General features: G+C 69.3%; 18 protein-coding genes. 9 read left to right on the plus strand and 9 right to left on the minus strand.

Annotation, left to right across the window (positions count from 1 at the left end; genetic code table 11):
* Positions 1-304 precede the first annotated feature (304 nt).
* The 3 genes from ACIBVN_RS34545 to ACIBVN_RS34555 are packed head-to-tail and all read right to left on the minus strand — an operon-like array spanning position 305 to position 4,346.
* On the minus strand, positions 305-1,774 hold the full coding sequence (locus ACIBVN_RS34545) for a SagB family peptide dehydrogenase (protein WP_397143677.1): 1,470 nt from the start codon (positions 1,772-1,774) through the stop codon (positions 305-307).
* A gap of 27 nt (positions 1,775-1,801) precedes the next feature.
* Complete coding sequence (locus tag ACIBVN_RS34550; protein WP_397143679.1) at positions 1,802-4,066, minus strand: TOMM precursor leader peptide-binding protein; 2,265 nt, start codon at positions 4,064-4,066, stop codon at positions 1,802-1,804.
* Positions 4,067-4,079: 13 nt separating this feature from the next.
* Positions 4,080-4,346, minus strand: coding sequence for a hypothetical protein (locus ACIBVN_RS34555; RefSeq protein WP_397143681.1), 267 nt, complete (start codon positions 4,344-4,346; stop codon positions 4,080-4,082).
* Between the two features lie 202 nt (positions 4,347-4,548).
* On the opposite strand from ACIBVN_RS34555, the gene ACIBVN_RS34560 reads away from it, so the two are divergent.
* From ACIBVN_RS34560 to ACIBVN_RS34580, 5 genes are all read left to right on the plus strand, one after another.
* Positions 4,549-5,262, plus strand: a complete 714-nt coding sequence (locus ACIBVN_RS34560; protein WP_397143683.1) for a helix-turn-helix domain-containing protein — start codon at positions 4,549-4,551, stop codon at positions 5,260-5,262.
* A gap of 124 nt (positions 5,263-5,386) precedes the next feature.
* Positions 5,387-5,803, plus strand: a complete 417-nt coding sequence (locus ACIBVN_RS34565) for a hypothetical protein (RefSeq protein WP_397143685.1) — start codon at positions 5,387-5,389, stop codon at positions 5,801-5,803.
* A 164-nt stretch (positions 5,804-5,967) separates the two neighbouring features.
* Positions 5,968-7,104 carry a sensor histidine kinase gene (locus ACIBVN_RS34570; protein ID WP_397143687.1) on the plus strand — a complete coding sequence of 379 codons (1,137 nt, stop codon included), beginning with the start codon at positions 5,968-5,970 and terminating at the stop codon, positions 7,102-7,104.
* Positions 7,101-7,757 carry a response regulator gene (locus tag ACIBVN_RS34575; RefSeq protein WP_397143689.1) on the plus strand — a complete coding sequence of 219 codons (657 nt, stop codon included), beginning with the start codon at positions 7,101-7,103 and terminating at the stop codon, positions 7,755-7,757. Before ACIBVN_RS34570 ends, ACIBVN_RS34575 begins: the two co-directional genes overlap by 4 nt.
* A gap of 77 nt (positions 7,758-7,834) precedes the next feature.
* Complete coding sequence (locus ACIBVN_RS34580; protein ID WP_397143691.1) at positions 7,835-7,987, plus strand: hypothetical protein; 153 nt, start codon at positions 7,835-7,837, stop codon at positions 7,985-7,987.
* 33 nt (positions 7,988-8,020) lie between these two features.
* Here ACIBVN_RS34580 and ACIBVN_RS34585 read toward each other — a convergent pair whose 3' ends face one another.
* From ACIBVN_RS34585 to ACIBVN_RS34595, 3 genes are read right to left on the minus strand one after another with little or no spacing between them, the layout of a single operon-like run.
* Entirely contained in the window at positions 8,021-9,106 is a 1,086-nt protein-coding gene (locus ACIBVN_RS34585; protein WP_397143693.1) for a hypothetical protein, read from the minus strand.
* Positions 9,103-9,444, minus strand: a complete 342-nt coding sequence (locus tag ACIBVN_RS34590; RefSeq protein ID WP_397143695.1) for a hypothetical protein — start codon at positions 9,442-9,444, stop codon at positions 9,103-9,105. Before ACIBVN_RS34590 ends, ACIBVN_RS34585 begins: the two co-directional genes overlap by 4 nt.
* A 36-nt stretch (positions 9,445-9,480) precedes the next feature.
* Positions 9,481-9,858, minus strand: a complete 378-nt coding sequence (locus ACIBVN_RS34595; RefSeq protein ID WP_397143697.1) for a YbaB/EbfC family nucleoid-associated protein — start codon at positions 9,856-9,858, stop codon at positions 9,481-9,483.
* Between the two features lie 205 nt (positions 9,859-10,063).
* Between ACIBVN_RS34595 and ACIBVN_RS34600 the strand changes: the two genes are divergently transcribed.
* Positions 10,064-10,666, plus strand: a complete 603-nt coding sequence (locus tag ACIBVN_RS34600; RefSeq protein WP_397143699.1) for a carboxymuconolactone decarboxylase family protein — start codon at positions 10,064-10,066, stop codon at positions 10,664-10,666.
* 104 nt (positions 10,667-10,770) lie between these two features.
* Here the strand turns inward: ACIBVN_RS34600 and ACIBVN_RS34605 are convergent, their stop codons facing one another.
* Both ACIBVN_RS34605 and ACIBVN_RS34610 read right to left on the minus strand, forming a co-directional pair.
* On the minus strand, positions 10,771-11,805 hold the full coding sequence (locus ACIBVN_RS34605) for a LacI family DNA-binding transcriptional regulator (protein ID WP_397143701.1): 1,035 nt from the start codon (positions 11,803-11,805) through the stop codon (positions 10,771-10,773).
* The gene (locus ACIBVN_RS34610) at positions 11,789-14,194 is read right to left on the minus strand and encodes a glycoside hydrolase family 3 N-terminal domain-containing protein (protein ID WP_397143703.1); all 2,406 of its coding nucleotides are present in this window, start codon (positions 14,192-14,194) and stop codon (positions 11,789-11,791) included. The genes ACIBVN_RS34605 and ACIBVN_RS34610 overlap by 17 nt, the downstream gene beginning before the upstream one ends.
* Before the next feature lie 359 nt (positions 14,195-14,553).
* On the opposite strand from ACIBVN_RS34610, the gene ACIBVN_RS34615 reads away from it, so the two are divergent.
* The 3 genes from ACIBVN_RS34615 to ACIBVN_RS34625 are packed head-to-tail and all read left to right on the plus strand — an operon-like array spanning position 14,554 to position 17,727.
* Positions 14,554-15,912, plus strand: a complete 1,359-nt coding sequence (locus ACIBVN_RS34615) for an extracellular solute-binding protein (protein ID WP_397143705.1) — start codon at positions 14,554-14,556, stop codon at positions 15,910-15,912.
* Positions 15,909-16,835 carry a carbohydrate ABC transporter permease gene (locus ACIBVN_RS34620; RefSeq protein WP_397143707.1) on the plus strand — a complete coding sequence of 309 codons (927 nt, stop codon included), beginning with the start codon at positions 15,909-15,911 and terminating at the stop codon, positions 16,833-16,835. The genes ACIBVN_RS34615 and ACIBVN_RS34620 overlap by 4 nt, the downstream gene beginning before the upstream one ends.
* Position 16,836: 1 nt before the next feature.
* Complete coding sequence (locus ACIBVN_RS34625; protein WP_397143709.1) at positions 16,837-17,727, plus strand: carbohydrate ABC transporter permease; 891 nt, start codon at positions 16,837-16,839, stop codon at positions 17,725-17,727.
* A 95-nt stretch (positions 17,728-17,822) separates the two neighbouring features.
* Here the strand turns inward: ACIBVN_RS34625 and ACIBVN_RS34630 are convergent, their stop codons facing one another.
* On the minus strand, positions 17,823-18,197 hold the full coding sequence (locus tag ACIBVN_RS34630) for a peptidase inhibitor family I36 protein (RefSeq protein WP_397143711.1): 375 nt from the start codon (positions 18,195-18,197) through the stop codon (positions 17,823-17,825).
* Positions 18,198-18,380: the final 183 nt, after the last annotated feature.

Here is an 18,380-nt window from a genome sequence, read left to right on the forward strand (position 1 = left end):
GCCCGCAATCTCCGCCGATTCCCGGCCAATGCCATTGAGCGTATTCAAGATCGCATTCAGGGCGGCCCCGAGGAGAACTCCGGCGGTGACCATCAGGGCCAGGCGCGGCGCCGGCAGCGTGGCGCCGCCATTTCGCCGCGCCCAGGAGACCGAAGAGAAGATCCGATGCAATCGCACATCCCGCGCCCACGTCACGAGATTCTTCGCCATCCACCCCTCCGCCCCCGGCGAACTATCCCCCCTAGTCGCCAGACAGGCTATATCAGGTCAATCAACTCGAGTAGCCTGATTTAGGGCCGAGAGCTCAGCGCATCAAACCATTGGCATCCTCTGTCCATCCCGCATCATTCATCGGATGCCTTTCCTCCTCGCACTCCGGGCGGGCGCCGCCGGACCTGCCCACCACCAGCCCGGCCACGCCTGACTCGATCTTCCAGTCCAGGCCCAGAACGCGTGATGACGCGTCCACGTCGTCGCAGTCCAGCGCGCACGTGGGCAGCCCCATCGCCGTGCTCACCAGTGACAGAGTCTGGGTGAGCGCTCCGACGTCCTTGAGCACGAGGGCGTAGCTCAGGCCATTGTATTTCCACGACAAACGGCGGAATCGCGCGGTCAGGGTGAGGAGAACCGGCGGGACCTCGGCCAGATTGGCCTCCAGGCGGCCGTTCTCGAGAAGCTCGTCGCCGCTGTCCGCGATCCGGTTCAACCGGTGGGCCAGTGGATCGTAGTGGTAGACCCCGCTGGGGAGCCCCGTGCAGTCGTCCACCGTGACGTAGACCTCGATGCCGTAACAGTCGCCGGCACTTCGGTAGGGCCGATCGCTGGTGGCGACGGCAGTCGTTCCGTCCGGCGCGCCGGTCAGGGATCGCACCCGGACTGTCCGGTAGAGCAGTTCGCCGAGATCCTTGATGGACGGTACGCGCCCGGTGTCGGGGACCCCGCCATTGGCCGCCTCCAGAACGGCGCTGAGCGGCGGGTCGTTCGCGATCATCTCCTGCCATCGGGGTTTCGGCAGATCGATGTGCTTGTCGCCGGCGGCCGGTTTGACGACCGGCTCGACCGCCCGGTTGCCCAGCCGATAGGTCGCACCGAAGTCATGGTCATGACGTCCGAGCGTGGTCCTGCTGTGGAACATGAGGTCGAGCGGGTTCCAGCCGACCAGGACGGGATCGTGATCCTCCTCGAACTCCGGCTGCGCTGACGCGTTCGACGCCGGGACGGCCATGCCGGTCGCGACCAGGCACGCGGCGAGATGGCGCTCGCCCGGGGACAACGCGGACACAAGCACCGGCCGGCCCAGGGCGCCGACCAGCGCCATGGCTCCGGCTTGGTGCAGGAGCACCCGGTGCAGGGAGAGCGGGGATTCCATCCGCCAGGCGCGCTTGCCCGGCAAGATCGACACGAACCGGGACAACCGCAACGGCGTTTCCGCCGGCAGCGGAGTCCGGTGGAAGACAGCTCGCGGGGAGACGGGAACCACCGAGATCAACGCCTGCTCCGGGTCCGGGCCGAAGGACCGGACCACGAGGTGGTGGACCACCTCGAGGATTCGGCTCAGCTCCTCGCCGTCGGCTTCCCGCGTGATCACGTTTTCCAGGGATATCGGCCCCAGGCACATGCGCCGCAGCGCCTCGGCCACCTGCGGCCCCGGCACGGGCATGGTGACGTCCTCCCACCGGCTGCGCAGAATCAGCCCGTCCTCCTGAAACTCCAGGTAGACGTCTTCTCTGAAGGACCACAGCGCGTACCACGCCGCCTCCACGGGCCCGGACATGTCTATCTTCTCCTCGCTACAATGTCGTCAAAGAAACAGCGGGATCGGGTTGAGCTCGTCGTACGAGGTCGCCTGTTCTAGCCGCCCCAGCCGGACCGGCACGTCATAGAGCCGGCCTTCGGCGAATCTGGCCCAGAAGTGCCGGAGACCCGGAACGATGATCTTAACGACAGGCATGCCGATGTCGGGCCGCGTCTGGTCCAGCACGAGGAGCTCGGAGCCCATCCGGCTGACCAGGCCGCGGATGTGGCCGATGTCGTCGCGCAGATCGGCGCGTGGCACGTAGCCGTAATCGGCCCTGCGCCGTGGCGGGCGCGGGGAATCGGGCAGCAGGTAGGGGTGCGCCGCCGTGGTCGCCGTCCGCCACCAGCTGAGGAGATGCGGATCGGCCAGACCGTAGCCGGTGCCGTCGGCCCTGACGCCGGTCACGGCGGGCAGGAGCTGGCCGAGCTCGGTGAGTGCCCGCCGGAGCGCGACATGCGGATCGAAGTGAGCTCCGAACCCCAGCATGATGTCCTCCGCCGGTTTGTCCGTGCGCTTGGAGATCGCCGCCATCGCCGGGATCCCCAGGTCGCTGGTGAGATCGAGCACCCACAGACGCCGGCCCGCCTCGGCGTACCGTTCGCGGAGATCCATGATCCACGCGTCGTCGAACGAGGCCAGGTCGACCTCCGGCTGGCGCGTGCGGTTGTACCACCACAGGGCCACCGCGTCCCGCTCCACGAGCTCCAGGAACCCCTGGACGATCGCGTCCTCCAGGCTCGAGCCCGCGGCGTTGCCGTTGGAGTCGGCCCGCACCGGTGCGCGAGCCGGGTCGGCGCTGAAATAGAGCAGGTCGGTGGGGAGGAGCCGGTGCCGTTCTGTGGTGAGAGACCACACCGGCGTCCATTCCATGACCGCCGTCTCGTCGAAGGGCGCCGGCACGTGGTGGAACACCATCTGTGCAGCGTTCCAACGCTCGCGCCCGTCGAACTGGCGAGGGTGGAAGAGCTGGCAGTCATTGGGATGCACGGCCTGCGGGCCGAGACCTCGAAAGGTGTCGAGCACCGTTTCCTCGTCCCCGAAACGGGAGGCGCAATACCGCTCCACCGCTTCGCCGAGGGCGCCCACCTTGGCCTCGATGTCGCTGGCCCCTTTTCCGCCGCTGCGCGCCCGCAGCCCCGCCCTCGCCACGTCGAGGCGGTCCGATCGCAGCGCCCGGTTGTGCCCCGCGAGGTAACAGTGCAGGAACGAAGGCGCGCGCGGGTCGCGCCGGAGCTCCCCTGTGATGCCGGTGACGGGATCCGCCAGGTGGCCGTAGCGCTGCCACACCTGCTCCGCGGACAGCGACCTGTGACCGTTGCCCGACGAGGTGGCCTTGGGCCGGGGCCGTACGACGATCGGCGCCCTGGCCCGAGCAGCCACCATCTCCGGATCCCCGCACGAAGGACACTGCGGCCGGCGCTCCACCACGTGCCGCCGGACCTCCAGCGTGGTGGTGTCCATGGTCCACAGGACCTCGGACGCGTCGCCGCGGTTCCCCGCCAGCCACTTGGCTGCTTGCAGGATCGCCAGCTGGATCCCGATCGCGCGCGTCGCGGGGAGCGAGGCCAGCGGCGGGCGGGTGGACTCCCTCCCGCCCAGCTCGCGGCGCACGCAGCTCTCGCCCTGTCGGTGCTCGCGCAGGCGGCCGGCCAGGCAGGACCAGCACGGTCCCGCCTTCGGGTCGAAGACCGGGCCGATCCAGTGAACGGCGCCGGACGTGATGGCGGGCAACCAGGCTCGCCCCAGAGCCCGGTGCCGCCTGTTGATCCCGTCCAGCTCGTGGTCGAGGTAGTCGTCGCAGAAGACCAGTGAGAGATCCACCCCGCCCTCGCCGTCTCCCCTGCTCATCCCCATGGCCCGGCACGCTTCCTCGACCTGCTCCGCGTCGACCGTGCCGACCGGCACGATGTCCACGGACGCCCGGCCGAGATCGACGCGGTCCGCGTCGAACCCGGCCAGGTCCCAGTAGGCCGCGGCCTCCGTGTCCCGCGTTTCCGAGGAGTTACGGAATCCGACGAGGTTCGCCTTCGAAAGCCGGCCGAGCATCTGACCGAGCTCTTCAGAAGAGCAGGCAGGCGCGAGCGCCTCCCGCACCTCGGCCAGCGTCCTGGTGCCGTCGAGCAGCGTCGCGACCGCTCGCGCATGCGTGCCCGACAGGGCGAACGTCCCGTTGGGCGAGACAAGGTAGACGGATCCCCCGGGAACCAGCTCGACACGCACGTGGCGTTTGAAGCTGATGCGCGGGGCTCCGAGGCGGGTGGATTTCATCGAGTGGCCGCGTTCACCCGAACGACGGCATGGCCGGGACGTGGTCGCTCGGGCGGTCAAGGTCTTCGACCTCGAGACAGACCTCGTTCAGTAAACCCATCCGGAGCTCCGGCGCCTCTTCCTCGCTGCTGATGACAATGCCGAACCCGGCCAGCGTGCCCACCGGGTCCTGGAGATAGCGGTCGGCGAGCTGCGGCTCGACCCACGTGCGCATGACCAGCTCAGCGAACCGCCAGTCCTCTTCCTTGATCTTCTTCGCCTGTGTGTTGACCGCGGCCATGTCCGTCTCCTCGGATTCGATCGACCATGTCATCCAGGATTGTGGGGTAGCCGGCACGGCGGGGAAAGTTACCGATTCACTAATGCGTATATGAATATTTCACACCAGGGTCGTGCTCAGTTCTATATATCGGGACAAAAGGAGATACTACACTCCATTTCCACGATCATCCGCCCGTGAACACAGCAGGACGGGGGCTGAGATGGACAAAGCGATTGAGGAATCCATTAAGGCCGTCATCGCAATGCTCCATGAAAATCTGAGTGAAGAGGTAACGATCGACGACATGGCGCGCGTCGCCATGTTCAGCAAGTTCCATTTCTCTCGCATCTTTCAACGGGTCACCGGGGTTTCGCCAGGGCGCTTCCTTTCAGCTCTCCGGCTGCACGAAGCGAAGCGGCTCCTACTGGAAACGTCGTACAGCGTGACGGAGATTTGCCACATCGTGGGTTATTCCGCGGTGGGGACGTTCAGCTCGAGGTTCAAGAGCATGGTAGGCATGGCGCCCATTGAGTATCGCCAGAGCGGGGGCTTCCGGCCGGCGCCGCTGACGCGCGGCGGACCGGCGGTCATCCGGGGCGTCATCACGGTTCCGCCCGACGCGCGGAATGACCCCATGTTCGTCGGGGTCTTCCCGCACCAGGTTCCCAAGGGGCTGCCCGCGCTGCCCACGTTGGTCCCGCAGGCCGGGCCGTTCGAACTCAGCGGCGTCGCGCCCACGGTCTGCTATGTGCTGGCCCGGTCTTTCCCGCGCAACGGCGCCGAGTCGATCGCGGTGCACGGCCCGATCACCACCCGGCCGGAATCACCGGCGGACATCGTCCTGCGCCTGCGGCCGATGCGAGCGGTGGACCCCCCGATCCTCCCCGCCCTCCTGGACCGGGAGTCGTCGGAGGCGATCGGCCTCTGCCTTTAGGCGTACTGCTTTCGATGTAGGGCGTAGCCCGCGTGGTGCAGGTGCAAGTGACGAGCCACGGACGACGCGGACTCGACGTGGCCCGGCCTAGCGTCGCACCACGACCGCTTGAAAGGGAGTCCGCATGAAGAAGAGGTTGATCACTGCGATCGCCGGCGTGAGCTTGGCTGCCGGGATGCTCGGGCTGGGCGCGGGCGGCGCGTCCGCCAGCGACCAGGCCGGCACCACGGCCGTCGCGACGGCCGCGCCGAAGCCGCCGAAGGGTGCCAGGGCCGTGGTCCAGGTCGGCCCCAACCCCACCACCGAGCGAGGCCAGGAGGTGACGATCACCGGCAACTGCGGCGGCGGCGAGAAGCTCAAGGCCGTGTTCGCCGGAGTGACCGGAAAGCCGGTGCTGAAGGACATCCGCATCATCGACGACAACCCCAAGGGATTCGTCGCCAAGGCGCGGCTCGACTCCAGGATCGGCAACGGTGTCGGCCCTGTTTTCGTCGACTGCGGCGGTGAAATGGGAGTGACCCTCCTGGTCACCCACGTCTGATCCGGCCCGTTCGCGCTGCGCGCTACACCGATTGGAGTAGCGCGTAGCGCGAACGGTGCAGGAGCAGGTGACGAGCGACGGACGACGTGGTGCGTGTGCCAGCGCGTCTACTCTTGCGCCATCGCCCCGCAGACAGGGGCCGCACACCGAAGAAAAGGTCCCGTATGGCCGTTCCCTCCCCGCAGCGCGCGCCCGCTCCGGTCCGTCACTCCGCCAGGCTGCTCGATCTGGCCCTCGCCGTCATCACCGTCGTCGGCGTCGTCACCGGTGTCATGGCCGCCGAGGTCCGCGAGTCGCCGTGGGCGGGCCTGATCCCTCTCGCGCTGTTCCTCGGCGCGCTCCTGCTGTTCAGGCGCCGCTGGCCGATGACCGTGCTGCTCCTGTCGATCGCCGCGATCTTCGTCTACCGCTTCAACAGCCACTTCCAGGGCGGCTGGATATGGCCGGCCTCGGCCGCCTACTTCAGCGCCGCCTGCACGCCGCGCGTACGGTGGGTGGCGCTCATCGGTGTCGCCCAGCTCGTCTACGCCGCCGTCGACTTCTGGTGGGTCCTGCAACGGAACGTGGTCCGGTTCGTCGTCCACATCGCCGGTGAGGGGCTCGTGCTGGCGATGCTCATCGGCGCGGGCCTGGTGTGCGCCGCCGTCATGAGATGGCGCGGACAGCTGCGCGAGACCGACGGCCGCGCCCGCGCCGCCGAGGAACGGCTCCAGGTCTCGCGCGAGGTGCACGACATCGTCGCGCACACCCTGGCGGTCGTCGGCGTCCAGCTCAACGTCGCCACCGACGCCCTCGAGGAGGACCCCGCCGAGGCCGCCGCCGCGCTGCGCGTGGCCAAGGACGTCAGGAACCGCGCGATGGCCGACCTCGCCTCGCTCATCGGCGTCCTGCGCGACAACGCCGGCGGCGCCGCCCCTCAGCCCGATCTCGCCTCCGTGGGCACGATCGTCGCGGACGCCCGCGCCGCCGGGCTGCAGGTGGTCCTCGACGAGCGCGGCGACCCCTCGGCCGTTCCCGCCGCACCGGCTGTGGCCGTCTATCGCATCGTCCAGGAGGCCCTCACCAACACGCTGAAGCATTCGGGAGCGGCCAGGGCCGAGGTCACGATCGACTGTGGGCCGAGCTCGGTCACCGTCGAGGTCAAGGACGACGGCCGGGGCGGCGGCGAGATCGTCGAGAGGCACGGGCTGGCCGGCATGCGCGAACGGGTGAGCGCTCTCGGGGGCACGCTCACCGTGGGACCGGTGCCCGGCGGCTTCTCGGTGCGGGCGGAGATCCCTGTGGCAGGCTCGCCCGTATGACGATCAAAGTGCTCCTCGCCGACGACCAGGCACTGGTACGGGCCGGCTTCCGCAGCCTACTGGCCCGCTCCAGGGACGTCGCCGTCGTCGGCGAGGCGGCCACCGGCGACGAGGCCGTACGGCTGGCCGCCGGCACCCATCCCGACGTCGTCCTCATGGACATCCGGATGCCCGGAATGGACGGCATCACCGCCACCCGCCACATCGTCGCCGACCCCGGCTGCCGGGTGATCATCCTCACCACGTTCGACACCGACGAGCACGTCTTCGACGCGCTGCGCGCCGGAGCCAGCGGCTTCCTCACCAAAGAGGTCGAGCCGAGCGAGCTGCGGCGCGCGGTCGCGGCCGTCGCGGCGGGGGACGCGCTGCTGTCGCCCAGCGTCACCCGGCGGGTGGTGGAGCAGTTCGCCCACCGGCAGGGGCCCGCTCCCGTCGCCCGGCAGCGGCTGACCGTCCTCACCTCCAGGGAGCTGGAGGTCGTCCGGCTGGTCGCGCTCGGCCTGTCCAACGACGAGATCGCCGAACGCCTCACGATCAGCCCGTTCACCGCCAAGACCCACATCACCAGGGCCATCGCCAAGGTGGCGGTGCGCGACCGCGTCCAGCTGGTCATCCTGGCCTACGAGAGCGGCCTGGTCCAGCCGGGCGGCTGACGCCCTGACGGCAGGCCGCGCTCTGGGCCTTCACGCCGTGCAACAGCGCCCTGGTGACGCCGCCGGGCGCGGCCCCCATGACACAACGAGAGGAGCTGGGTCACCGCCTGCGTGCCCGCGCCCATGCCGAGCGCGTAGCCGGCGAGGTGCAGCAGCGCGGGCACGGGGGCGCGAAGGAGCGCGCGTTGCCCGGCGTGATGTCGGTGCCGACGGTCAGCTGGGTCGCGTGACTCGGCCTGGAGCGGCGGACGGCTGGAACACGGTCACGTGAAGTCGAGCGGGCCGTCGTTGAAGAGTCTGAAAGGCCCGTTGAGGAGCATCTGCGCCAGTCCCCAGTCGTGCTCTTTGCGGTGGTCCATGTAGCCGGAGCCGTAATTGCGGTAGTGGTAGCGAGCGTCCTGCTCGTGGCCGAGCTGGCTCCCCATGCGGTACGCCGCCTGGCTGGCGGCCTGCTCCTCCGCGTTCCGCGCGCGGTCGTAATCGGCGAGGTCCATGGTCACGGGGTTCGGACCCCATCGGTCCTTGGCCATGTGGACCTGGCGGACGAACTCTCCCGCGAGGGCCTCGGGGCTCGCGTCTTTGGCGCCGCCGATGCTGATGACGTTGAGGGCGGGGTTGTACTCGGACCACCCGAGGCCGACCTTGCTCTGGTACAGGGTGGTGATCCCGTGTTCCTTGGCGTACGCCAGCGCGGCCCGGCCCTCAGGGGTCTTCCACAGGACGCTCTCGGCGTCCGCACGCGCATGCGCGTTGTCGTCGGAGGGCTGGAGCGAAACGGCGTTGACGACCGCCGGGGCCGTCGGCACCGCCGTGAAGATCGCTACATGCTGCAGCAGATGCTTCGCGGCCCGGAGTGAGTTGACCGCGCCGGCACCGATGTTCCGCTCCACCTGGGCCAGCGCGATTCTGAGCGCCTTGCGCGTCCCCAGGACGCGCTGCCTGCCGAACAGCGCTCCCAGCGCCGGACCCAGACGGAATCCTTGGATGAGGGAGATCAGCAGCGCGACGAGGCAGATGAAGACGACATACTTCCACACGGTCTTGAACACCACGACGGCGGTCGTCCCGGTGGCCACCAGCGCGCCGGCCCGGGCCCCGTCGTCCATCCGCTGGGCGTCGCCCGTGTAGGAGTCCTCGAAGACGTTGACGTCGGCGCCGATGTTGCCGGCCGCCCGTACGTGCGCGACGGCCGAATCAGCCTGCGACCGGCCACCCTGCGAGGCGGACGCGAGATCCAGCCAGGAGCCCGCCCCGTCGAGCCGCGGCATCTCGTCCGATCGCGGCCAGGGGGCGTCGGCCGCGACGAGGCCGTGCACCTGCTGCAGCGCGGGGGGCAGTTCCCAGCTCATTTCCCCTCCAGGGCGGCGCGTACGCGGTCGACCGACTCCTCGTTGGCCTGTTCGGCATGCGAGTAGTTCCGCTCCGACAGCGTCGTTTTGGCCGCGCGGTCACGCAGACGCCGCACCGTGGCCCCGAACGCGTCCTGCGCCAGCTCCGTCAATCCCGCGAACTCGACGTCGAACTGGCCCCCCGGCCGGTCGGGGTCGCCGGACCCCGCCGCTTGGCCGGCCCGGCCGAGCGAGCCCTTAAGGGCGCGTTCAAGACCGTCGGCTGCGTCGGACAACCAGCTCGCCGAGGCGAGCCGGGTGCCGTAAACGGTCTGGATCTCCCGGTTGACATCGCTCATCTTCGCACCACCACTCTGGAGGTCACGGCTTCGCACTCACTGGTTGGGCTTCATCAGGCGGTCCAGCCTCATGGTGAGCTCGTTCGCGACGACGAGGATCTCGTTCATGCCGCTGTGCGCGTCGGCCTTCATGCCCTGCAGCAGGGCGCCCAGGTCAGGCGTCTCCTGCCGCAACGCCTCGGGGATGGCTTGGGTGGCCCGCTCCTGCGCGGCGGCGCGGGCCCGTCCGAACGCATCCCTGATCGCGTCGGCCAGCTCGTGCGAGGGCAGCCGCATCGCTCTCGGATCGATCATGAGCCCCACCAGGTCGCTGGTGCCGTCGACCTCCACCTTGACGAGGCCCTTCGCCGCCTCGGCCGACTCCCGCATCTCGGCGAACTGGTCCAGGAAGTCGGGCTGATCCGGCGCTGCCATGCGTGACGCCCTCCGTTTCGGTCAAGTTTGGGCCATTTCGGTCACGAGTATCCAAGCAGAAACCGTGTGTCGCCATACTTTGATCACGAAATTTCGTCTGCGCTTCACCGGCGTTCCGCCCCACCGCCTCATGGCCGGGCACATCGGGGGCCTCGGGTGCCGCAGCCAGACGGAGCGAGTACGACGCAGAGCTGGTGAGAGCCCCGTGCACGGACGAATCCCCTGGTATGCCCCGCCTTCCCTGACCGCGGAACAGCGTGCCGTCTACGACGAGATAGCCGGCGGACCGCGGGCCGCGGGCCCGTTCCGGTTGACGGATCCGGAGAGACGCCTGGAGGGTCCGTTCAACGCGATGCTCACCGCGCCCGGCGTCGGCGGCCCCCTGCAGCGGCTGGGCGCGGCGATCCGGTACGCGACGGACCTGCCGGCCCGGTGGCGCGAGATCGCGATCCTGGAGGTGGCGGTCGCGCGCCGCAGCGACTTCGAGTGGTACGCGCACGAGCGCGTGGGCAGGAACGCGGGCCTGACCGAGGATGAGCTGTCCGCGCTGCGCTCGGAGTCGGACGTCGCGACGTTCGACGAGGCCGAACAGACCGTGCGCGCCGTCTGCCGAGCCCTCGTCCTGCGCCGCGGCCTCGACGACGACCTCTACGCCCGCGCCGAGGCCGCCCTCGGCAGGGCGCGCCTGTACGAACTGGTCGTCCTGGCCGGCTACTACGACACGCTGGCGCTGTCGCTCGCCACGTTCCGCACACCGCTGCCGTCGGGCGAGCCACCGGTCTTCGGCCAGGACCCCGGCCGGCCCTGAGCCAGGCCCGGATCCCGGCCGCCCCTGAGCCAGGCCCGGATCCCGGCCGCCCCTGAGCCCGGCCAGGCCTCCGCGTCATCCCGGCGGCGGGTGGCGCCCGGCTCTCAGGAGTGCTTCGCGCAGGCCACGTCCGCCGTGGAGGCGCGGACGATCAGCTCGGTGGCCAGTTCGACGTGGTGGGAGTCGATCTTCTCGCCCGCCGCCAGGCGCAGCGCCGTACGCAGCGCCACGCCGCCCATCTCGCGCAGCGGCTGGCGAACGGTGGTCAGCGGCGGGGAGGCCATCCGGGCGATCTGGGTGTCGTCGAAGCCCACGATGCTCAGATCCTGCGGAATGCGCAGGCCCCGTCCCCTCGCGGCCTCCATGACACCCAGCGCCACCTCGTCACAGCCGGCGAAGATCGCCGTCGGGGGCTCCGGCAGGTCGAGCACGGCCGCGCCGTGCTCGAGGCCGTCCTGGTAGCGGAAGCGCCCGAACCGCGTGTAACCGGGCAGCGGCGGCGCCCCCTCAGCCTCCATTGCGGCGCGGTAGCCGTGCAGGCGTGCCTGATTGCAGGTCGCGCTGGCCGGGCCGCCGATGTAGGCGATGCGCCGGTGCCCGAGGGAGAGCAGGTGCTGGGTGGCGGCCAGCCCGCCGGCGAAGTTGGTCGAGCCGATGCTGGTCAGCTCGGCGTACGGCAGGTTGAGCGGGTCGATCACGACCAGCGGCAGCTGGACGCGGGACAGAGCGTTCAGCTGCCTGGCGTTCAGCCGCTCGCACGTGACGGCGATCAGGGCCCGCCGCCCGGCGGCGACCAGGTCGCGGGCCCACGCGGCCGGGTGGTCGATCTTCTTCCTGACGCTGACGACCACCCCGGCGCCGAGCTCGGCCCCGGCCGTGACCACACCCTGGATGATCTCCGTGGAGTAGGCGTTGAAGTCGTTGTCGAACTGCACCTCGACCGTGTCCGTCGCGACGGGCTCGCCCCTGCGCGGCGACGGCGCGATGTAGTCGTGCTCGCGCAGCAGCGACTCCACCAGGGAGCGCGTGGCCGGCGCCACGTCGCTGCGGCCGTTGAGCACCTTGGACACGGTCGCCACCGACACGCCCGCCGAGGCCGCGACCGTGGCCAGCGTGGCACGTCTAGAACTGGCCGGCATCGCTTCCCTCCTGCTGGTCGACCGATACGGGGGTGACGAGGCGCCGGTCGTGGCCGACGACCCGGACCGGGCCGGTCAGCCGCACCAGGCCCTGGCACGGCAGGTCGGCCGCCGACGTGCCGACGAGCACCTCGATGTCCCCGGGCTCCACGATGCGCCTCAGATCGCGTCCGGTGAAGGCCGTACGGTCGGCGTGCACCCGGAAGGTGACGCGGGCGCTGGTCCCTGGCTCCAGCCGCACCCTGGCGAACCCGGTCAGCTGCCGGACCGGCCGGGTGACCTGCGCGACGACGTCGTGCAGGTAGAGCTGGACGACCTCCTCGCCGGCCCGCCCGCCGGTGTTGCGCACGCGGACCGACACGGCGAACTCGCCGTCCGTGTGCACCTCGGCGTCGCTGATCCGCAGGTCGCCGACCTCGAAGGTGGTGTAGGAGGTGCCGTGACCGAACGGGAACAGCGGGGTCGGGTCGAGGTTGCTGATGCCCTGGCTGTCGGCGCCCAGCGGCGGCTGCAGATAGGTGCCCGGCTGCCCGCCGTGCCCGCGCGGGATCTGCACCGGCAGCTTGCCCGATGGCTGGACCCGCCCGGACAGCACGCCGGCGATGGCCGCGCCGCCCTCCTCGCCGGGCATGAACGCCTGGACGAGCGCGGCGGCCCCGGCGTGGGCCGCGCCCAGCGCGTACGGGCGGCCGGAGACCACGACCACGACGACCGGCGTGCCCGTGGCGGCGAGCTCGGCCAGCAGGGCGTCCTGCACGCCGGGCAGCCGCAGGTCGTCGGCATCACAGCCCTCCCCCGAGGTCCCGTGCCCGAACAACCCGGCGAGGTCGCCCACGGCGACCACGCACAGGTCCGCGTCGCGCGCCGCGGCGGCCGCGGCCGCGAAGCCGGAGCGGTCGTCGCCCTGCACCTCGCAGCCCCGCTCGTGGACGATCTCGGTGTCCGGCAGCTCGGCCCGCAGCGCGTCGAGGAGGCTGGGCGCCTCGACGCCGAGCCCGAGCCCGGGGTGGCGGGGCAGCACGTGGTTGGGGAAGGCGTAGCAGCCCATGAAGGTACGGGGGTCGTCGGCGCACGGCCCGACGACCGCGACCCGTCGCAATCCCGGCCGCAGCGGCAGCGCGTCACCGGCGTCGAGCAGCACGATCGACCGCTCGGCCAGCTCGCGCGCCAGCGCCCGGTTGCCCGGCGAGTCGAGGTCCACGGCGGCGGCCCCGGAAACGGACTTCTCGGGCGTCCAGTCCGGGTCGAGCAGCCCCAGCTGCACCTTCTGGGTGAGCAGGCGGCGCACCGCGCGGTCGATCAACGACTCGGGGAGCTCGCCGCCGCGTACCCGCTCGACCAGGTGCCGGCCGAAGCCGAGCGTGTCGGGCAGCTCGACGTCGATCCCCGCGCCCAGCGCCAGCACGCCGGCCTCGTCGGTGCCGGCGGCGACGCGGTGCATGGTCGCCAGGAACGGGACGGACCAGTAGTCCGACACGACCGTGCCGGTGAAGCCCCAGTCCTCGCGCAGCACCTCGGTCAGCAGCCAGGGGTCCGCCCCGGCGGGCACGCCGTCCACGTCGGAGTAGGAGTTCATCACCGAGCGCGCCCCGCCCAGCGCGATGGCCGTCTCGAACGTCGGCAGGATCATGTCCAGCAGCTCGCGCCGCCCCATCGGGACGGGGCCGTGGTTGCGGGCCGCCCGCGAGGCGGAGTATCCGGCGAAGTGCTTGAGCGTGGCGATGATCCCGGCGCTCTCCAGGCCGCGGACGTAGGCGGCGCCGAGCATCGAGACGAGGTACGGGTCCTCGCCCATCGTCTCCTCGACCCGCCCCCACCGGTAGTCGCGCACCACGTCCAGGACCGGTGACAGGCCCTGGTGCACGCCCACGGCGGCCATGTCGCGCCCGATCGCGGCCGCCATCCGCTCCACCAGTTCGGGGTCGAACGTCGCCCCCCACGCGATGGCCGCGGGATAGACGGTCGCCCCGTACGTCGTGAACCCGGTCAGGCACTCCTCGTGCACGATGGCCGGGATCCCGAACCTGGACTGCTCGACCACCGCCCGCTGCAGCCTGACGACCTCGGCGGCGCCCTCCACCGCGGTCACGGGACCGCTGCCGTGCACCCGGGTCAGGTGCCCGAGCCCGTGCCTGATCGCCTCGTCGAAGGGGACCGTGCCCGAGGCCGCGAACACGTCCTGCATCGGCGCCACGTTCAGCGTCTCGGCGTCCTCGAGCGGCTCGTGCTGCATGTCGTTGCCGATCCACCGGCTGCCGAGCTGGCCGACCTTCTCCTCCAGGGTCAGCTCCGCAAGGAGGGCGTCGACGCGGTCGGACACGGGGAGCGCCGGGTCCTGCCACGGACGGAGCACGCCGTCGAACGCGGGCGTGCGATCTAGAGCCGTCATCTGCTGCTCTCCTTCAAGGCGAATGTCCACCGTGAGATTTTCGAAATGTTTCGACGTCGTGAGCGAGCTGCGAGCGACCTGCGAGCGGGACCTCCTCGGCATCAGATGACCAGATGAGCGCCGTGCCTGAGTACCTTACACACGCCCTGCTCGGATGGGCAGATTCCCACATATGACGGTCTTGACAGGCACATAGCCGAAACCTAGATTGACGGACCACGCGGTATGTCGCAAATGTTTCGACAAGTTAACTCAACAGAAGCGAAATGCAGCGACCGCCTCCACGGTCGCCCGCCACCACACCCACGATCAACGAGCCGCGCGGCCAACCCCCTCGGCGTTCAACTACGGAGATCAGCGTGGACAGGACAACCTCTCGCCGCACCTTCCTCACCCTCTCCATGGGCCTTCCCCTGGGAGCCGCCCTGGCCGCCTGCGGCAGCTCCGGGCCCACCCAGGCGGGCGCCGGTGGCGGCGGCGGCAGCACCAGTGGCGGCGGCGGTGCGGGCAAAGCCACGTACTGGTACCTCACCGGACAGCCGAACGAAGGCGTGCGCACCCGCGCGGTCGAGCGCTTCAACAAGGCCAACCCGAGCGCCCAGCTCGCGACGACGACCTTCCAGAACGACGCCTTCAAGACCAAGATCAAGACCGCGATCGGCGCGGGCGAGGCTCCCACCATCATCTGGGGCTGGGGCGGCGGCGGCCTGCGCAGCTACGTGCAGGCGGGCCAGGTCGACGACCTCACCTCCTGGTTCGACCAGAACGCGGCCTACAAGGACCGGCTCTTCCCGTCCTCCTTCGGCGCGGCCACGGTCGACGGCAAGATCTACGCGGTGCCGGTCGAGGCCGTGACGCCGATCGTCTTCTACTACAACAAGAAGCTGTTCGAGAAGGTCGGCGCGCAGCCCCCGCAGGAGTGGGGCGACATCATGGACCTGGTCAAGAAGTTCAACGCCGCGGGCATCGCGCCGTTCTCGCTCGGCGGCCAGTCACGCTGGACCAACATGATGTGGCTGGAGTTCCTCTTCGACCGCATCGGCGGCCCCGAGGTGTTCCAGGCGGTGTACGACGGCGAGAAGAACGCCTGGAACAACCCCGCCGCCATCGACGGCCTGACCAAGATGCAGGAGCTGATCAAGGCGAACGGCTTCGTCAAGGGCTTCTCGTCGATCACCGCCGACTCCAACGCCGACCAGGCGCTGCTCTACACCGGCAAGGCCGCGATGATGGTGCACGGCGGCTGGACGTACGGGTCGATGAAGACCGACGGCGGCGACTTCGTCACCGGCGGCAGCCTGGGCTACATGAACTTCCCGCCGGTGGAGGGCGGCAAGGGCGACCCCAGCGACACCGTGGGCAACCCGGCCCAGTACATGTCGATCTCCTCCAAGGCGACGGCGGAGCAGAAGGAGATCGCCAAGAAGTTCCTCCTCACCGAGATGAACTCCGACGCGCAGTCCAAGGACTGGGTCGGCATCACCCAGGTGCCGATCGTCAAGGGCGTGGACGCTCAGTTCGGCTCGGGCGCGGACGCGCCGTGGCAGAAGTTCGTCTACGACACCGCCAGCAACGCCAAGTCCTTCCAGCAGTCCTGGGACCAGGCGCTCAGCCCGACCGCGGCCGAGGTCCTGCTGGACAACATCGCCAAGCTGTTCCAGCTGTCGATCTCGCCGCAGCAGTTCGCCACGAACCTCAACGAGGTCATCGGCAAGTGACCGCCCCGCCCATCCCCGCCAGGGGGAGCGCGTCCCTGACCGCCGCGCCGGGCGGCCAGGGACGTGGCCTGGCCTGGCTGGCCGTGCCGGCCCTGCTGTTCTTCGTCGCGTTCGCCGTGATCCCGCTCATCGGGGTCTTCGTGCTCAGCTTCACCTCCTGGGACGGGCTCGGCGAGATCCGCATGAGCGGCTTCGACAGCTGGCGCGCCGTGCTCACCGACCCCGGCCTCCCGCACGCGCTGTGGGTGACGTTCCTGATCATCGCGCTGTCGTGGGCGGTGCAGACGCCGGCGAGCATCCTGCTCGGCACGTTCCTGGCCGGTTTCCAGCGCTACCGCGCTTTCCTCGCGGTGCTGTACTTCATCCCGCTGCTGCTCAGCTCGGCCGCGATCGCGATCACGTTCAAGGCGCTGCTCGACCCGAACTTCGGGCTCGGCGCCGGGCTGGGGATCCCGATCCTCGTGCAGGACTGGCTCGGCGAACCGGTCCTCGCCTTCGGCGTCGTGATCTTCGTGGTGTCGTGGCAGTTCATCCCGTTCCACTCGCTGATCTACCAGGGCGGCGTGCGCCAGATCCCGCGCTCGATGTACGAGGCCGCCGAGATCGACGGCGCCGGCCGGGTCCGCATGTTCTTCAGCATCACGCTGCCCCAGCTCAAGTACACGATCATCACCTCCTCGACCCTGATGGTCGTGGGCTCGCTGGTCTTCTTCGACCTGATCTTCGTGCTCACCGCGGGCGGTCCCGGGGACGCCACCCGGGTGCTGGCGCTGGAGATGTACAAGAGGGGATTCCAGGCCAACCTGATGGGCCCGGCCAGCGCGATCGCCGTCATCCTCGTCCTGGTGGGCCTGGTGCTGGCCTTGCTGCTGCGCCGGCTCGGCGGCCGGGACTCGAGCAGCAGCCAGCTGGAAGGGGCCTGACATGGCGACGACCCTCGCGAAGGACTCCGCACAGGCCGCGACGGAGCACGCCACCACCCACCCCAAGGGAGTGACCCGCCGCCCCAACTGGCTGGGCGGCACGATCGCCTGGCTCTGGCTGGCGGTCGTGATCGTGCCGATCTACTGGATCGTCATCACCAGCTTCAAGTCGCAGAGCAACTACTACGCCGAGAACCCTCTCGTGCCGCCGTCCGAGCCCACGCTGGCCAACTATCAGATGGTCATCGAGTCGGACTTCATCCGATATTTCATGAACAGCGTCGTCGTCACGCTCGGCGCGGTCGTGCCCGCCGTGGCGGTGTCGTTCATGGCGGCGTACGCGATCGTCCGCAGCGGCAGGGGCCGGTTCCTGCGCTGGACGAACTCGGCGTTCCTCATGGGCCTGGCCATCCCGCACCAGGCCACGATCATCCCGATCTATCTGATCATCATCAAGCTGCACCTCTACGACTCGCTGCTGGCGCTGATCCTGCCGTCGATCGCGTTCGCGATCCCGCTGTCGGTGCTGGTCCTGTCGAACTTCATCAGGGACGTGCCCAAGGAGCTGTTCGAGTCGATGCGGCTGGACGGCGCGAGCGAGATGGGCACGCTCTGGAATCTGGCGCTGCCGCTGACCAGGCCGGCCGTGGTGACGGTGACCATCTACAACGCGCTGACGATCTGGAACGGCTTCCTGCTGCCGCTGATCCTCACGCAGAGCCCGGAGCAGCGCACACTGCCGCTGGCCCTGTGGACCTTCCAGGGCCAGTACAGCATCAACGTGCCCGCGGTGCTCGCCTCCGTCGTCCTGACCACGCTGCCCATCCTGATCCTGTACGTGGTGGGCCGCCGCCAGCTGCTGGCCGGTCTGACCGCCGGTTTCGGCAAGTGACGGCCGCATCCCGTACCTGCTGAGAATCCGGGTCGCCCGAGGGAATCTCACCCTCGGGCGACTGTCGTCGCGCGCGCGTCCCGGACCCGAGCCGCCTAGTCGGGACAGTCGAAATAAAGCGAACTGATCCGGTTGTCGAAGCCGTTATTCGTGAAATCCTTGTCCGAGCTTCTCCGCTGAGCCCGATAGTCGTCGCCCGTCCATGATTTCCCTGACCAAAGGACGACCGGGCAGTTCGTGTTGTTGACCATTGAGCTCGCCCCGTCATTGACCGGGCGTCTCGTTCCCGCCCAGTAGTTGTTCGACAGGTCTCGATCGTAATTAGGAGTGGTGCACCACTTTCCCCCCTTGAAGTCGTCGTGCTCGTAGAGACAGAAGGTTGCGGCAGAGACGGCCTGGGCGGCGGAGGAACCCGGCAGGCACGCGAGGACAAGCCCAGTGAGCGCCATGCCCACAGCGATCTTCTTCATGACATCCTGTTCTTTTGTCCGTCGCGCTTTCTTTCGCGAACAACTCCATTTCTCCAGAGTTTGCGAGGCTTGCGAACGGACGAGGATCTGCACTGACTGGTAGGGGAGACTAGCACCCTTAATGACGGCTTTCCAGGCGAAGATCGCAACCTGTCAGAATGGTCGTCAACCGTGCACAACCTT

Origin of the sequence: Nonomuraea sp. NPDC049400, from assembly GCF_044466425.1 — a bacterium.
Lineage (GTDB): Bacteria > Actinomycetota > Actinomycetes > Streptosporangiales > Streptosporangiaceae > Nonomuraea.

What these genes read in the sequence shown, in the direction of transcription:
- ACIBVN_RS34545 (WP_397143677.1), bottom strand. Translation starts at nt 1,774, where the DNA reads ATGTCCGGGCCCGTGGAGGCGGCGTGGTACGCGCTGTGGTCCTTCAGA.
- ACIBVN_RS34550 (WP_397143679.1), bottom strand. Translation starts at nt 4,066, where the DNA reads ATGAAATCCACCCGCCTCGGAGCCCCGCGCATCAGCTTCAAACGCCAC.
- ACIBVN_RS34555 (WP_397143681.1), bottom strand. Translation starts at nt 4,346, where the DNA reads ATGGCCGCGGTCAACACACAGGCGAAGAAGATCAAGGAAGAGGACTGG.
- ACIBVN_RS34560 (WP_397143683.1), top strand. Translation starts at nt 4,549, where the DNA reads ATGGACAAAGCGATTGAGGAATCCATTAAGGCCGTCATCGCAATGCTC.
- ACIBVN_RS34565 (WP_397143685.1), top strand. Translation starts at nt 5,387, where the DNA reads ATGAAGAAGAGGTTGATCACTGCGATCGCCGGCGTGAGCTTGGCTGCC.
- ACIBVN_RS34570 (WP_397143687.1), top strand. Translation starts at nt 5,968, where the DNA reads ATGGCCGTTCCCTCCCCGCAGCGCGCGCCCGCTCCGGTCCGTCACTCC.
- ACIBVN_RS34575 (WP_397143689.1), top strand. Translation starts at nt 7,101, where the DNA reads ATGACGATCAAAGTGCTCCTCGCCGACGACCAGGCACTGGTACGGGCC.
- ACIBVN_RS34580 (WP_397143691.1), top strand. Translation starts at nt 7,835, where the DNA reads ATGACACAACGAGAGGAGCTGGGTCACCGCCTGCGTGCCCGCGCCCAT.
- ACIBVN_RS34585 (WP_397143693.1), bottom strand. Translation starts at nt 9,106, where the DNA reads ATGAGCTGGGAACTGCCCCCCGCGCTGCAGCAGGTGCACGGCCTCGTC.
- ACIBVN_RS34590 (WP_397143695.1), bottom strand. Translation starts at nt 9,444, where the DNA reads ATGAGCGATGTCAACCGGGAGATCCAGACCGTTTACGGCACCCGGCTC.
- ACIBVN_RS34595 (WP_397143697.1), bottom strand. Translation starts at nt 9,858, where the DNA reads ATGGCAGCGCCGGATCAGCCCGACTTCCTGGACCAGTTCGCCGAGATG.
- ACIBVN_RS34605 (WP_397143701.1), bottom strand. Translation starts at nt 11,805, where the DNA reads ATGCCGGCCAGTTCTAGACGTGCCACGCTGGCCACGGTCGCGGCCTCG.
- ACIBVN_RS34610 (WP_397143703.1), bottom strand. Translation starts at nt 14,194, where the DNA reads ATGACGGCTCTAGATCGCACGCCCGCGTTCGACGGCGTGCTCCGTCCG.
- ACIBVN_RS34625 (WP_397143709.1), top strand. Translation starts at nt 16,837, where the DNA reads ATGGCGACGACCCTCGCGAAGGACTCCGCACAGGCCGCGACGGAGCAC.
- ACIBVN_RS34630 (WP_397143711.1), bottom strand. Translation starts at nt 18,197, where the DNA reads ATGAAGAAGATCGCTGTGGGCATGGCGCTCACTGGGCTTGTCCTCGCG.